Source organism: Olleya aquimaris, assembly GCF_003259525.1.
Lineage (GTDB): Bacteria > Bacteroidota > Bacteroidia > Flavobacteriales > Flavobacteriaceae > Olleya > Olleya aquimaris.
The window spans coordinates 109,001-124,954 of sequence record NZ_QLLO01000001.1 but is presented as its reverse complement, the minus strand read 5'-3'; the positions used below and the strand labels follow the sequence as shown (position 1 = coordinate 124,954).

Sequence of the window (15,954 nt, the reverse complement as noted above, 5' to 3'; positions counted from 1 at the left end):
CCTTAATTTTGCATCAAAATTGTTTTCGTGGTAAAAATAGGTAACATAGAACTTCCAGATTTCCCATTGTTGTTAGCACCAATGGAAGATGTCTCAGACCCTCCTTTTCGTGCTTTGTGTAAAGAGCAAGGTGCAGACGTGGTCTATACAGAATTTGTGTCTAGTGAAGGTCTAATCCGTAACGCTGCTAAAAGCGTGATGAAGTTAGACATCTACGAAAAAGAACGTCCTGTTGGTATCCAAATTTTTGGTGCTAATCTAGACAGTATGTTACAAACCATAGATATTGTTGCAGAGTCTAAGCCTGATATTATCGATATCAATTTTGGATGTCCAGTAAAAAAAGTAGTAAGCAAAGGTGCAGGAGCAGGCATCTTAAAGGATGTTTGTTTAATGGAAAAATTGACTGCCGAAATGGTTAAACGTACAGACATACCTGTGACTGTAAAAACCAGATTAGGTTGGGATCATGATTCAATTAGAATTGTTGAGGTGGCTGAACGTTTACAAGACGTCGGTATTAAATCTATTGCCATACATGGTCGTACTAGAGCACAAATGTATAAAGGTGAAGCCGATTGGAAACCAATTGCAGCTGTAAAAAACAACCCACGTATGCATATTCCTGTGTTTGGAAATGGTGATGTAGATAGTCCAGAAAAAGCCATGTTAATGCGTGACGAATATGGTTTAGATGGCGCTATGATTGGTCGTGCAACCATTGGTAATCCTTGGTTTTTTAAGCAAGTCAAACACTTTTTTGAAACAGGAGAACACTACAGACCAATCACTATGCAAGAGCGCGTAGAAGCTGCTAGAAGACACTTACAAATGTCTATTGATTGGAAAGGAGAAATATTGGGTGTTTTTGAAACTAGAAGACATTATACCAACTACTTTAAGGGGATTCCACATTTTAAAGAACACCGAATGAAAATGGTCACTAGTGATGCTTCAGCAGATGTTTTTGCTGCTTTTGATGAGGTGTTGGAAAAGTTTGGCGATTTTCAGTTTGCAGAGTAACTAACTCGTTTTCACCAAATCACGACTAATTCTTGACGCTGCAATTTTTGAAGCAATAACACCTAAAACGCTAATTGTAATCATTACAATCACAAAGTTTTTAAAATGAATAGCAACTGGGTAAGGCAAACTTGGTGTAATCATTACAAGGCTAAAACTAGACTGTAATTGGATAATAATATAACCAACAATTAATCCAACAAAACCTCCAATAAACGTCATCAAAACTCCTTGGTAAAAAAAGATGTTTCTAATGTCATTAACCGTTGCACCTATATTAAAAAGGGTGTTTAAGGTTTTCTTTTTATCTAAAATCATCATCACAATGGAGCCTATAACGTTAAATAACGCAATGATAAGTACTAATGTAAAAATAAGGTACACTGCAAGGTTTTCAGTGTTTAGCATCTTATAAATGGCATCGTTTAGCTGATCTTTATTTTTTACAATTATAGTATCTCCTAAAATAGATTTAATATCCTCTTTTACTTGGTCTTCGTCTGCATTTTCAGTTAATTTAAACTCTAAATTAGTCACTCGATTAGGTTCGTAATTTAGCAACTGTCTAGCAGTTTGTATAGAAGTAAATATGTACTTGTTATTTAGTTCTTCGTTTATATCATAAATACCAACATTAACCGTATTTACTTGATTTAATGCTTGACTTTGAGAGCTAATCTGACCTTTTCCTGGTTTAGGCACTGATAGCGTGACTGCTTTACCATAATCGTTAATAAATACAGACAAACGGTTAGATATTCCCCAACCAACCACAATCTGTGGTGTGTCAGGATACAACCAATTTCCGTACGGAATTACCGAGTCAATTGCTGTAATCTTATTATAATTTTGGTCAACCCCTTTAATATAAGCAGGGTGATTATTACCGTCTGATGATGCTATAACACGTTCTTCAATTATTTTTGAGAAATTAGCAACACCCTTAATATTTAATAATTGTTTTTCTTGATTTTCGTCTAAAATAAAGGACTTTCCTTTGGTGGTTTCAACCTTTAAATCTGGGTCTATAATACTAGAAAACTCTAAGGTAAAATCCCGTAAACCTGCAAAACCAGAGAGCACAATAAATAATGAAGCTGCGCCTAAAATAATGCCTACAATAGCAATGATAGTAATAAAGTTAATAGCATTATTACTGCTTTTACTGCGTATGTAACGTTTTGCTATGTATAACGGAAAGTTCAATTATCCCTTTTTTCGGTTATCTAGTAAATCAGGATTCTTAATTGGGTTGTCCTCACCTTTAAGCGATTTTTCGATATTATCAATATGCTCCAAACTATCATCCACATAAAATTCTAAAACAGGCATCCTACGTAATTGATTTCTGGTGCGTTGTGCCAACTCATGTCTTATCATTGGCTTATTGGCTTTAATACCTTCTAAAAGTTCTTTAGCTTTTTCGTTTGGAAAAATACTTAAATACACTTTAGCATCTGTTAAATCTGCGGTCACTCTAACTTTAGAAACCGATATTATTATACCTCGCATACCACCCTGAGTAGCAGCACCTTGAAGGATGTCTACTAAATCACGTTGTAAAACCGAAGCTATTTTTTTTTGTCTTTGACTTTCTTCCATAGTGCAAAAATAGTTGTTATTACAAGAATATATTACTTTTAAGGCATATTTAAGCAATTATTGTACCTTAAAATACATAAAAATGAAAAAAATTGAGCATATAGGAATTGCAGTTAAAGATTTAGAAGCTTCAAATACGCTTTTCGCGAAGCTTTTTGGAAAAGCACATTATAAAACCGAAACTGTAAAAAGTGAAGGCGTAAACACCTCTTTTTTTAAAGTTGGACCTAATAAAATAGAATTATTAGAGGCCACAAAACCAGATAGTCCTATCGCTAAGTTTATAGAAAAAAAAGGAGAGGGTATTCATCATATTGCTTTTGATGTTGCTAATATTGAAAAAGAAATTAAACGATTAAAAAAAGAAGGCTTTATTGTGTTAAACGAAACCCCTAAAAAAGGAGCAGACAATAAGTTAGTTGCTTTTTTACATCCAAAATCGTCTAACGGAGTGTTAATTGAGCTCTGTCAAGAGATTAAGTAATTAAAAAAAGGTTTGCAGTATTTTAAAAATAGTAGTAATATTGCACTCCAATTTCGGGTCCTATAACTCAGTTGGTTAGAGTATCTGACTCATAATCAGAAAGTCCCTGGTTCGAGCCCAGGTGGGACCACAAAAAACATCCGTAAATCGCTTATTTTTAAGCTTTTACGGATTTTTTGTTTTTAGAAGAGACAACAAAAGGTACGATATTATTAATATTCTATCTTTAAAAATTATAAATCTTTTATGCATATTGAGTTGTTTATATTTAAAAACAAACAATTTTTGATAATGTATTTATTTCAAAATTGAATTTTTAATACTTTTAATGTCAAATCAAAAATTGTTGAAATAACTCTATGGCAAATAGCACACACGCACATTTTAGATATAATATTCTAGACCATTGCTTCCGTAATAAGTCTTATGGTTTTGAAGAATTATTAAACGCGGTCAATGAAGGTATTGAAGAGCTATATCCTGGAGAAAAAATTTCAGAAAGAACCTTACGTGAAGACATTAAAGTTTTTAGAGATAAGAAAGACGGATTTGGTGCACCGCTAAAAGAAGGAATGAGAATTTATAAGTACTCAGACACTAATTTCTCTATTGCACAGCGACCTTTACAGAAATACGAGAAATACTTAATTGAAGCTGCACAGCAACTATTATCAAGATTTGAAAATCACCCTAAGTATAACAAACTGGCAGAAGCCTTAATTAAGTTTCAAAATGAAGAAGAACAAGAAAACGATGAATCAAGAATTTTGTTTTATGACCATAATGAAGAATATAAAGGTATAAATCACCTTAAGCCATTATATCTAGCTATTAAGAAAAAGCAAGTTTTGCAGGTAATTTATAGGGGCTTTAAAGACATGGAATCATCAGTTTTTGAATTTCATCCACATATTTTAAAACAATACAATAGACGATGGTTTGTCTTTGGATATAATAATACTAAAGATGTTAATGCATGGAGTATACCATTAGATGAGAGGCTTATTAGTTTTAAAACACTTGAAGATGTCAATTATTTAGATTCAGACAAAGATTGGGATCTGTTTTTCAGAACTATGGTTGGAGTAACGAGAATAAACGAAAATGTAGAAAGAGTAGTTCTTCGTTTCCATAATGGAAGAGAAAATTATTTTAAAACAAAACCATTTCAACCAGATTATGAAGAGTTTTTTGAAGAAGAAAAACAGGATCAGGTTTGGTTTGAAACCATAATAAATAAAGAGTTAGTCCAGCAACTATTATCATACGGTAAGGATGTAGAGGTGCTAGAGCCAGAATCATTAAAAAAACAAATGAGAGAGCATTCAAAATCAATTCAACAATTTTACCAAGAGTAATGTGCAATTACATTGCATAGTTAAGTTGTTTATTTGTAAAGTTGAATTTAAAGAAGTTTATGACAGAAGATAATTATAAGAATCGTGAAGTTGTTGAATACATCTGTAATCAGGTGTGGAGTTGTGCTGAAATTTTAAGGGTCTCAGTAGCTAGTAATTCTTTGCATTTTGTTCTTTATTTAATATCCGCATATAAAGATGAGGCTCTACCATCAATTCAAGAACTCGGCAGAGGTTCCAATAAATTTGCGTTTTTTCATATTAAAGCAGAAAAAGATGAATTTTATAGAGAAATAGTAGAGATTTATTCACCAACTATAAAAAGTTTAGACCATCGACAGCTGGCTTCAATAATCCAGAGATTAGAATTAATAAATAAGTCTCAACTTAGAAGTAATTTTGTTGTCATTTTTGAACTTCTATTAAAAAGGCTTTTTAATTATCAAGGGAAAAGGTCTGGAGAATCAGTGCAACCAAAAGAGATAAGTAGATTAATTATTGAATTAGCTAACTTAGAGAACAAAGCTAAAGTATATAATCCTTTTGCTGGCTTAGCTTCTTTTGGAATTTATTTAGATAAAAACCAGAAATATAAAGCTCAAGAATGGAACCCAGCAACCTGGGCAATTGCTCTGATGAGATTAAAAGCCCATAATAAAAATTCAAGCTCAAAATTTGAACTTAATGATTCTATTGAAAATTGGGATGATTCTCAAAAGTTTGATCTTATTGTTGCCACACCACCTTTTAAAATGCGTCTTCAAAGACCTTTTTATTCAAATGTAATTAATGATAATTATAGAGATGTCGAAAGTTTTCTAATCGATAAAGGAATTCATTCCTTAAGTAATAACGGAAAACTTATTACTGTATTTTCACTTTCCTTTCTTTTTAGTGGTGGTCGTTTAGCAAAACTAAAAAAATGGTTAATAGACAATGATCTTATTGATACCATAATTACATTACCTTCTGGTTTGCTATCAAATACAAGTATTCCAGTTTGCGTAATAATTTTTAAAACAATCTCTTCACGACCAGGATATGTGAAATTTATAGATGCGTCTAGTTTCTTTGTTAAAAATGGTCCTAATAAATTATTAAAAGATAAAGAGCTTGTTGAGCTTGTTCATGAAGATATAGAAAACGAATTTCTTAAATATGTAACAACTGATGATATTTATAAAAATGATTTTGATTTATCTGTTGGAAGATATTTTTTAAAAGATATTCAAGGAACAAGATTTTCCAAGTTTTCTTCTATTATTAGAGGTTTAAGAGCGCCTATCAATGAACGCATGAAACAAGTCCAAATACGAAATCTAAAGGATGATGTTTTTGATAGTGTATTGACTAGTGATGAATTAGAAAATACACTTATAAAAAGAGAAACATTTAGGATTATTGATGAATCTTGTTTACTAATCGCAACAAGATGGAACACGTTAAAACCTACGTTTTTTAATTATACTGGAGAGCCAATAGTCATATCTCAAGCTGTAGTCGCATTAAGGCTAGATGAAAATATTGTTAATCCAACATTTCTAATAAATGAGTTTTCTGCCGATTATGTACAAGAACAATTAAATAGTTATAGAGTTGGTTCTGTGCAACCAATGCTAAGAAAAAATGATTTAGAAAATATCATATTCCAATTGCCTACCATGCAAGAGCAAAAGGCAAAAGTTAGCGGAATCATTGAACTCTCAAAAAGACTGAGAAAAATAGAGTCAGAAAAAGAAAATATACTTAGTGGTATTCATAAAGAGGAAACTGAAAGCTCTACGTCTTTAAGTCATATATTAGGTAAACCTTTACTTAGCATAGGTTCGTCAATAGAAATTATTCAAAATGCCTTATCTAATTTGGATCCAGATTGGAAAAGTCATTTAATTAGTCAAAGAAGACAATTTACATTAATTGATGCTTTCGATTCCATAACTAAAAATGTTAAATATATACAGGAACTAGCTGATAAAAACACGTCATTAGTAAGTGTATCTAATTTTGAACTAACAGAACTTCACTTCCTCAAATTTTTATCAGAATTTGTTAAAGACGAGAAGAAAAGCTTAAACAATAACATTAGTCTTAAACTAGATATTCATGAGGATATTAAAGAATTAATGGATAATCAAGTTTTAATAAAAGGAAATTCACAAAAACTAAGAATCGTCTTGGTTAATTTATTGGATAATGCTAAAAATCATGCATTTACAAATAAAGAGAAGTCCAATAAAATTAATATTGAGATTTTACCATTCATAAAAAATGAGGAGGAAGCTTCTTACTTTAATTATGATATTGATGGTAAAAAATCTTATGTTGAAGTTAAAGTCTCAAATACCGGATTATCTTTTCCAAAAGACTTTACATTAAAAGATTATGTGCGTAAAAATTTTGCAGCCGGAAAAACACGTAATAGAGGATTAGGAGGTTATGAAGTCAATGAAATACTAAAAGCTCATAATGAAGGCAAAAATGCTTTGAACATTATTTCTAACAAAGAAGACTCAGAATACACTACAACAGTATCTTTTATAATACCTATACTATAATGAGTAAGACATATAACATACTTTGGATTGATGATGAACACAATGATGAAGCGCTTTTTCCATTTATCTTACAAGCAGAACAACAAGATATTGTACTAGAAGGTTATGGTTCTTTTAAAGAAGGATTTAACGCTCTAGAGGCTAACATTAATTTCTATGACGTTATTTTATTAGATGCATTATTTTTTGAAGATGAAAACTCACAAACACCCAATCCTGCTGGCTTGGGATCAGCTATTCAGAAAATTAATGAATTAAGAAATAAAAAATCCTTTCCATATTTTGTATTATCTGGTCAAACACATTTTACCGAAGTCACAAATCCCATACTTGAAGCATTTAAACTAAGATGCTACAATAAAAAGAATCCTGAGGATGTAATTGAATTATTGCAGAACATAAAGGCTGAAGCAGATATGCAAACAGACCTTCAAATAAAACACGAAAATCAATTACTATTTGAAATATTAAATAAATATCCAGATACAATAAGAGATACCTTCATAGCAATTTTTAAAGGTCTTAAAGGTTTTAATAATCATTTTGATGATCAATTGTACTTTACACAGATAAGAATAATTCTTGAAACCATGTTTAGAATGGCAAATACTTACGGATTATTACATGATAAATGTGTCCAAGTTGGAGGTGATAAAGTTAATTTAAACGAATCTTGCTTGTTCCTTTCCGGTTATGATACAAATCACTTGAAAGTAAGTTGTTCCGTAACACACTTTCCAAAGATAATTGCGAATAACGTAAAAAATATAATTCATACTACCGGAGCAGCTTCTCATACTACTACTGTAGATGTTACTCAAAACATACACATTCAAGCATATCGAAAAAGTATAAATACGCCTTACCTATTATATTCATTAGCATTACAATTAATGGATATTTTGATTTGGTTTGACGGATATTCAAAATCAAATAGTGATATAGCTCTCAATAAGTCTTATTGGAAGGATTTAGAATATGATAAAGATGGAAATAAAATTGAAACAGCTAAAATAGTAAAAGTAGCAGCAAATGGATGGGCTTCTGTTTTAGTTGAAGATGGAACCAAAAGTATAAGTGTTTATAAAGGAGATGTAAATAACCTTAATCTTAATACTGGAGATACAATTAAGTTTACTATTAAAGATTCCTCTCAAGCTCAAAATATTATCAAGCTATAATTTTGTGCAATTACTCTGCACACACAAAACATATATTTGTAGTGTTATTAATCAAAACCCGAAAAAAATGAGTGAGAATACAAGTGTAAAATGCCCAAACTGTCAAGAAGTATTTAAAGTAGACGATTCAGTGTATACTGATATTGTAAAGCAAATTAGGGATCAGCAGTTTCAAGACGAAATTAACAACCGATTAGAAATTGCAGAAAAGCAAAAGGCAGATGCACTTCAATTAAAAGAGTCTCAGTTACTATACGACTTTCAACAAAAATTAGCTGAAAAGCAACGTGAAATAGATACCCTACGTGAAAAAAGCAAAACCGAGCTTATTCAAGAAATATCAAAAAAAGATAGCAATATAAAAGACCTTCAGTCAAAGTTAGCACAAGCAGAAACACAAAAACAGTTAGAACTGCAACAAGCTGTAAATGCTTTAGAAAAAGAAAAAGATAAGCTCGAAAATAACCTTAAAGTAAAAGACACTGAAAAAGAGCTACTAGAAAAATCATTAAAAGACGATTTTAGAAGAGAATTAGAAACCAAAGACCAGGTCATCAAATATAGAGATGAAGAAATAGAACGTTTAAAAGATTTTAAACAAAAACAATCTACCAAAATGTTGGGAGAAAATCTAGAACAACATTGTGAAAACAGTTTCAATCAGCTAAGAGCAACAGGTTTCCAGAACGCCTATTTTGAAAAAGATAATGATGCTTCAGGTGGCACAAAAGGAGATTACATTTTCAAAGAAGAAGATGAACATGGTAATGAGATTGTGTCCATTATGTTTGAGATGAAAAATCAAAATGATGAAACCGCTACCAAAAAGAAAAACGAAGATTTCTTTGCTAAACTTGATAAAGATAGAATAGCAAAAAACTGTGAATACGCTGTGTTGGTTTCTATGTTAGAAGCTGATAGTGATTATTACAACACGGGTATTGTAGATGTATCTCATAAATACCCTAAAATGTTTGTAGTACGTCCTCAATTTTTCATACAAATCATTACCATATTAAGAAATTCTGGAATGAAATCTTTAGAGTACAAGCAAGAGCTAAATATCATGAGAAATCAAAACATTGATATTACAAACTTTGAAGATAAAATTGAGGAGTTTAAAACCGGTTTTGCTCGTAATTATGACTTAGCTAGTCGTAAATTTATGACTGCTATTAGTGAAATTGATAAAACCATTTCGCATCTTGAAAAGACAAAAGCAGCTTTATTATCTTCTGAAAACAACTTACGTTTAGCTAATAACAAAGCAGAGGATTTAACTATTAAAAGGTTAACGTATGGTAATTCTACAATGAAACAGAAGTTTGAGGATTTAAAAAATTAAATCCACGCAATAACACATAACAAATATTAAAAAACCAATTCCTAAGCATGATTACAGGAGAACTTAAAAGTAAAATAGATAAAATCTGGAACGATTTCTGGACAGGCGGAATTTCTAATCCATTAACCGTAATAGAGCAGTTTACCTACTTGATATTTATCAAGCAACTAGACGATAAACAAATTGTAAACGAGAAAAAAGCCAACCTATTAGGTGTGCCAACCGAAAACCCAATTTATACTGAGGCACAAAGACCTTTGCGTTGGTCTAGTTTTAAAGAAAAAGATCCAGAAACCATGTTTAATCTGTTTACAAGACCGCAAGCAGCATTGGATGATCTTACTGTTTTCGATTTTATGAAAGGCATTGGTAAACAAGGTGGTGTGTTTGCAAAGTACATGAAAGGTGCTATTTTCATGATACAATCGCCTAAATTACTAGATAAAGTAGTACAACAAATAGATACTTTAGAGTTAGATAATAAAGATGCAAAAGGTGATTTGTACGAGTACATGCTGTCTAAAATAGCAGAAGCAGGTACCAACGGACAGTTTAGAACACCTCGCCACATCATTCGCATGATGGTAGAGCTAACACAACCTAAACAAGACGATACCATTTGCGATCCTTCTTGTGGTACTGCTGGTTTTTTGGTAAGCGCAGGCGAGTATATACAAAGCAAACATTTAGATTGGTTTAATAACGCCACGTTTAGAGAGCACTTTCATAACAACATGTTTAATGGTATCGAGTTTGATCCTACCATGCTACGTATTGGTGCTATGAATATGCAATTACATGGTTTAGACAACCCAACCTTAATAGGTAAAGATGCACTTAGCGAGAGTAATGCGGATATAGAAAATGCCTATTCCTTAATATTAGCTAATCCACCATTTAAAGGCAGTTTAGATTATGACGAGGTAGAAAGTAGCCTGCTTAAAACCACTAAAACAAAAAAAACCGAGCTGCTATTTTTAAGCCTAATGTTACGTATGCTTAAAGTTGGTGGTCGTGCAGCAGTAATTGTACCAGATGGTGTATTATTTGGTAGCAGTACAGCGCATAAAAGCATACGTAAAGAGTTGGTAGAAAACCAACAATTACAAGCCGTAATCTCTATGCCTAGTGGAGTTTTTAAACCGTATGCAGGTGTTAGTACAGCTATTTTAATATTTACAAAAACCAATTCTGGAGGTACAGATAAGGTATGGTTTTACGATATGAAAGCAGACGGTTTAAGCCTAGACGATAAACGTAACCTTTTAGTAACTGAAGAGGCTTTAGAGCAATGCTTTACAGAACCAGAAAACATTGTTAAAGAAGTAGAAGGTAAATGCGATATTGCACAAATACTATTAGACGCTAAGGTTATAATGAACTCCACTGTCGCCTTGAGCGCAGTCGAAAGGTCTAAAATGGAAGCACAATATCAAGACAAAACCAAACCAAGTTTTTTAATACCAAAAGCAGACATAGCAGCTAACGATTACGATTTATCTATTAACCGCTACAAAGAAATTGTGTATGAAGAAATTAAGTACGATGCACCAGAAACCATTTTGGCAGACATTAAAGCTTTAGATAAACAAAGAACTAATGCTATGTTGAATTTAGAAAAGATGATGCAATAATGGAGTTAGTTGAATTAGGAAACTTAGCAACTTTTAGTCAAGGTCAACAAGTTTCTATAAAAGACCAAAGTAAAGACTATTTTGAAGGTTCTGATATATTTTTAAGAATTATTAATTACACTCAAAACTCAACAGATTTTAGATATATACCTAAGCAAAATCCTAAGTATTTAGTTTCTAAGGACGATATTATTATGGTGAGATATGGAGCTGTTGGATTTGTCGGTAGAGGTTTTACTGGTGTTTTAGCAAATAATATGTTTAAGATTAATTATAATGAAGAATTACTTAATTCAGATTTTTTGTACAGAATTTTAAGAAGCGAATTAATTCAAAATCAGATACTAAATTCTTCTCAAAAAACTTCAATGCCTGCAATTAACTTTAAGACTATTTCAAGAGTTAAAATCCCACTACCACCATTAGCAACCCAAAAAAAGATAGCTGCTATTTTAGACGAAGCCGATACACTACGTCAGCTCAATAAAGACCTTATTGCTAAATACGATGCCTTAACACAAAGTTTGTTTTTAGAGATGTTTGTTAAAGAAAAGAAGTTTGAACAAGTTGAATTAATTGAACTTGTAAATAAAATAACAGATGGAACGCATCACACACCGACTTATACTGATAGTGGAATTCCTTTTTTAAGAGTTACAGACATTACTAAAAGTAATGATTCAAAGAAATTTATTTCCAAGGAAGAGCATGAGGTTTTAATAAAAAGATGTAATCCAGAAAAAGAAGATATTTTATATACAAAAAATGGTACTATTGGAGTTGCTAAAATAGTTGATTGGGATTATGAATTTAGTGTATTTGTTAGTTTGTGTTTGATAAAACCTAAACATGAAAAAATCAATAATAAGTTTTTGGAAACTTTCCTGAATACACCTTATGCATTAAATCAAGCAAAAAAACATTCAAAAACAGGAACAATTACAAATCTTCATCTTATTGAAATAAAAAAAATGAAAATTCCCCTTCCTCCAATAAACCTCCAAAACCAATTTGCAGAACGCGTAGCATTAATAGAGCAACAAAAAGCACAAGCCCAACAAAGCTTACAAAAAACTGAAGACTTGTTTAATAGTTTGTTACAAAAGGCTTTTAAAGGCGAGTTGGTAAAGTAAACCTTATTTTTATTAGTTTTAGCATAAAGTAAAAAAGACATGGAAGAGAAAAAAAACAAATTATTTGGAAAATCTAAACCACTGTCAAAGCATTTAATAGAGGCTAATAATAAAGAAAGACAAAATTTAATTGCAAAAGTTGAAAAAATTATGACCTCTATAGAGGTTAAGGTGTTATCTACAAATAAAATTATAAATAAAGATTTATATTTTTCAATACAAATAGTTGAGGTAACAAATTTGCCAGTTGATAATGATGATCTAGTTTTTTTATTTAAATCTATAAAATCTATTTTTAAAACTGATGGATTTTTGAAAAGGTTTGATTCAGATAACAAAATTATTGTTGAGTATCACAGTGTTCAAAATAGGTTTATACCAGATAGTCCATTCTCTGAATCAATCATTTTTGATACTATTCAAAAACCAAGTTTAGGGGTTTTAGTAAAAAAAACATTTCTCAAGAATTTAAAACAAGAAATGTTTAAGCTATCAGTTAAACCTTTATAAGATAATTTGTAAGAGCTGAAAAGCCCTATCAATAAACAACATAGTAAGTTATGTTACTTATTGTTTAGCTAAAAAACAAAGCCTTTACTAACAGAATATATATTAAAACTGTTTTGTTTTAAGGATTATAATAATATTTTAGAACAAGCCAATATTAATATTAATGATGATATAACCTCAAAACAACTAGTGGACATACAGCTTACAGTAAAAGCATCAAAGCTTCCGGCAAAAGTAAAGTTTCAAGTAACCTCACATATAAAATATCTATTTAAAAATTTAAAGACTTGATATTAAATTAAATTAATTATGCGTGTATCTAAACTACTTAAAGAATTAAAAATATCTTACAAGAGGTTAACTCGATATAATATATTTTTAGAGACACCTATTACTAGTCCAAACCAAGAGTTAGATGAGGATACCTATTTACAAATAATTGCATTATATAATAATAAAGAAATACAAAATCAATTAGACGATTTAGCAATAAACGATCAAATTAGTAACTATAATGGGTGTCTAGTAAACAACCAATGTAAATTTATTGGTAAAGTAAAATGGTACTATAACCAAGCTAATGATGGTGAATACGGTTTTGCAGAGCATGAACAATTAAAAGAGATATTTTTTAGAGGTAGTGTAGTTAAAGGTGTAAATCCTCGAAACTTAAGAGAAAATGAAGACATAATATTTACTATTAGTAAACAAGATTTTATTAATAGAGATAGAATTAAAGCAACTACATTACATTATATAGCCCACGAAACAGACATTTTGTTTTTAATTTATTTAGGAATACTTAAAAACAATGTAAAATGTTTAAATCGATTAACAGAAATTATCACTCAAGATGGTTTTACCATAAAACCATCAACTAAACTTGAAGTAGAACAATTATTTAGCGACTATTTTAGTAATCCTACTATAACTATAGATAAGGTAATTTCTATTGTAAATATAGCATCTCAGTTAGATATAATGCTAACTAAAGAACAGATAGATAAAATAGACAGTAGTTTAGATAGTCATCAAAAATTTCAATTGTTTTCTCAAACCAATTATTTATTACCAATAAGTACTATTGAAGAAGAACTTATTGAGTACATAGCAAATAATCCAGCTAACAGTCAATTTTTGCTTAGTAAATTAGATTCTAAAGATTTAGAGTACATATTAGAAGAGGTCTTCAATACATTAGTATCTAAACCAGAACAAGATAATTATCATTCACTTATAGAATTTGTTAAATGGAATGCTATTAGTATAGATTATACTAAACTTAGCGACGAGCAAATCACAATATTGTGGCTTAATAATCTAATAGAAAACTTCCCATTAGATGCAGTTTATAGCTATTTATTTAAAATTAAAGCGCAATTAGATAAAACGTTTAATAAAGAAACTATTAAGCTTTTAGAAGGTAAGATTTATCAAGTATTAGATAAAGTAACTCAAGAAGAGCATGTAAACTTATTTTACAAGACATACAATAATTATGAAGAAATAGATACTATAAAAATATATAATCAAACCACCTTTTTTCTTGACTATACAAAAGATGAAGTGTTATATAAAAAGTTTGTAACTGTTGTAGAAAGTAAAGCTACAGATTATATAAAACTACAGTTATTTATTTCAGACTATACAGATTCAGTTAATTTTCACGACGTTGTTATTTATACAGGTTTATTATCAGCATCAGACCAAAAATTGTTTTTCAAAAAAGTTTTAATGCTAATAGAAACCAAGGTTCTAGATCTTACATTAATTGACTTAAACAAAATAACTACTTATAATTATACAGATAACCAGTATGCCAAAGAAATTGATGGCGTAGGTTTAGATTTTACACTAAGTATCATTCTAAAAATAGCAACAGATTTAAGACAAAACCAGATAACAAACAGAAATTCAATTTTTGACATTATTGCAAATCAAATAAAAACGCCACAAGACTTATTAGTAATAGATGGTTTTTTTCAAAAATGTGACGGAAGAACTTTTGCAGAGGAAACAACAAAAACTATAGACGGAAAAACGATAACCACGTATTATAAAAAGAAATCTGATAAGCTGCCTAGATTTAAAACGTTTTGCGATGGAAGAAAGGCTTTAGAACAAAATAGTAATAGGCCACTACTATCTAGAAGAGAACAAATGGAGTTTTGGTGGTGTGAAAACACACCTTGTTTTGAAACTTGTAGAAAACCCGTAAGTGCAAATAACTGGAGGGATTATACATTAGAAAATGTTTTAAAAATTTTAGGTATTAATTATAGTGAAAGACAATATGAAATTGTATTAAGTATTATTAATAGAGTAAACAGGTTTCTTGAACATCTAAAATGTAAATGTTGTAATACTATTTTAAGACCAAATGGTAGAGGTAATTATGGGTTTTATGGTGTTAGTATGTTCTCTTGTACAAATAAGCAATGTGAAACACCAGATAAAAACGTGTATTTATCACATTGCATGAATGGTAAATGCGAAGATTATATTGATAGCCGAGAATCAAAAAAATGCAGACCTTCAACAATAGAAAATCCAGATAATTGTGGTTGGTATATTTGTAATAATTGTTATGCTTGCTGTAGTTCAGAAAAACTGCAAAGCAGAAAAAGTATAATAGAACAATCTGGTCAAGAATATAAATGCCATATTAATGGGCATAGAGATAGAGGAGTGCTATGTTGTTCAGAATGTGGATTTGAAACAATTAAAAGAGTTTTAAATACAGAGTTATATAGACAACAATTAGATTGGTTTATTAGTAAAATTGGAACTGAAACTATTGAAAATAGTGGTCAGCGTCAAGATGGTAAATGGTGGTTTAGGTGGTGTAGAGGAGATTTATATTTTGAAGAGTTTTTTAATGCGTTAACGTCTCTAAAAGATAATGGTTTTCAGGTACCTAATCTAGAAACAGGTGATGATGTTCAATTTATTGCCGAACCTTTTGTCGAGAATAATGATGAAGCAAAAATTTTTGACTGTCCTAATTGTAAAAACGTAATTGAATTATCAGATAATGAATTATTTAATTTTGAAAGAGTGAGTGCAATTAAATATTTTCATAATATAATTTTCCCAGATCATGAAAGAACTTAACTATATTAATGCTTT

The 15,954-nt window shown here is 30.5% G+C and carries 12 protein-coding genes and 1 tRNA gene; 11 read left to right on the top strand and 2 right to left on the bottom strand.

All coding sequences use genetic code 11. The features are described from left to right. Positions 1-27: 27 nt before the first annotated feature. Complete coding sequence (gene dusB / locus LY08_RS00525; protein ID WP_111658479.1) at positions 28-1,023, top strand: tRNA dihydrouridine synthase DusB; 996 nt, start codon at positions 28-30, stop codon at positions 1,021-1,023. Here the strand turns inward: dusB and LY08_RS00520 are convergent, their stop codons facing one another. After that, the gene (locus LY08_RS00520) at positions 1,024-2,229 is read right to left on the bottom strand and encodes an ABC transporter permease (RefSeq protein WP_111658478.1); all 1,206 of its coding nucleotides are present in this window, start codon (positions 2,227-2,229) and stop codon (positions 1,024-1,026) included. It lies immediately after the preceding gene. Continuing rightward, the gene (gene rbfA, locus LY08_RS00515) at positions 2,230-2,625 is read right to left on the bottom strand and encodes a 30S ribosome-binding factor RbfA (RefSeq protein WP_111658477.1); all 396 of its coding nucleotides are present in this window, start codon (positions 2,623-2,625) and stop codon (positions 2,230-2,232) included. It lies immediately after the preceding gene. A gap of 82 nt (positions 2,626-2,707) precedes the next feature. On the opposite strand from rbfA, the gene mce reads away from it, so the two are divergent. The 10 genes from mce to LY08_RS00465 all read left to right on the top strand — a co-directional run bounded on the left by mce (position 2,708) and on the right by LY08_RS00465 (position 15,939). Beyond that, on the top strand, positions 2,708-3,109 hold the full coding sequence (gene mce, locus LY08_RS00510; RefSeq protein ID WP_111658877.1) for a methylmalonyl-CoA epimerase: 402 nt from the start codon (positions 2,708-2,710) through the stop codon (positions 3,107-3,109). 56 nt (positions 3,110-3,165) lie between these two features. Beyond that, positions 3,166-3,239 (top strand) — tRNA-Ile (locus LY08_RS00505). Between the two features lie 229 nt (positions 3,240-3,468). Further along, the gene (locus tag LY08_RS00500) at positions 3,469-4,467 is read left to right on the top strand and encodes a helix-turn-helix transcriptional regulator (RefSeq protein ID WP_111658476.1); all 999 of its coding nucleotides are present in this window, start codon (positions 3,469-3,471) and stop codon (positions 4,465-4,467) included. Positions 4,468-4,526: 59 nt separating this feature from the next. Next, positions 4,527-7,022 carry an N-6 DNA methylase gene (locus LY08_RS00495; protein ID WP_111658475.1) on the top strand — a complete coding sequence of 832 codons (2,496 nt, stop codon included), beginning with the start codon at positions 4,527-4,529 and terminating at the stop codon, positions 7,020-7,022. Further along, positions 7,022-8,203 carry a hypothetical protein gene (locus tag LY08_RS00490; protein WP_111658474.1) on the top strand — a complete coding sequence of 394 codons (1,182 nt, stop codon included), beginning with the start codon at positions 7,022-7,024 and terminating at the stop codon, positions 8,201-8,203. The genes LY08_RS00495 and LY08_RS00490 overlap by 1 nt, the downstream gene beginning before the upstream one ends. Before the next feature lie 67 nt (positions 8,204-8,270). Continuing rightward, positions 8,271-9,548 carry a DUF2130 domain-containing protein gene (locus LY08_RS00485; RefSeq protein ID WP_111658473.1) on the top strand — a complete coding sequence of 426 codons (1,278 nt, stop codon included), beginning with the start codon at positions 8,271-8,273 and terminating at the stop codon, positions 9,546-9,548. Between the two features lie 47 nt (positions 9,549-9,595). Next, a complete protein-coding gene (locus tag LY08_RS00480; protein ID WP_111658472.1) occupies positions 9,596-11,182 on the top strand; it encodes a class I SAM-dependent DNA methyltransferase in 1,587 nt (528 codons plus the stop codon). Next, positions 11,182-12,315 (top strand): restriction endonuclease subunit S, encoded by a 1,134-nt coding sequence (locus tag LY08_RS00475; protein WP_111658471.1) that lies wholly within the window; start codon positions 11,182-11,184, stop codon positions 12,313-12,315. Before LY08_RS00480 ends, LY08_RS00475 begins: the two co-directional genes overlap by 1 nt. Positions 12,316-12,354: 39 nt before the next feature. Then, positions 12,355-12,825 carry a hypothetical protein gene (locus tag LY08_RS00470; RefSeq protein ID WP_111658470.1) on the top strand — a complete coding sequence of 157 codons (471 nt, stop codon included), beginning with the start codon at positions 12,355-12,357 and terminating at the stop codon, positions 12,823-12,825. Between the two features lie 309 nt (positions 12,826-13,134). Beyond that, the gene (locus LY08_RS00465; RefSeq protein ID WP_111658469.1) at positions 13,135-15,939 is read left to right on the top strand and encodes a cold-shock protein; all 2,805 of its coding nucleotides are present in this window, start codon (positions 13,135-13,137) and stop codon (positions 15,937-15,939) included. Positions 15,940-15,954 lie beyond the last annotated feature (15 nt).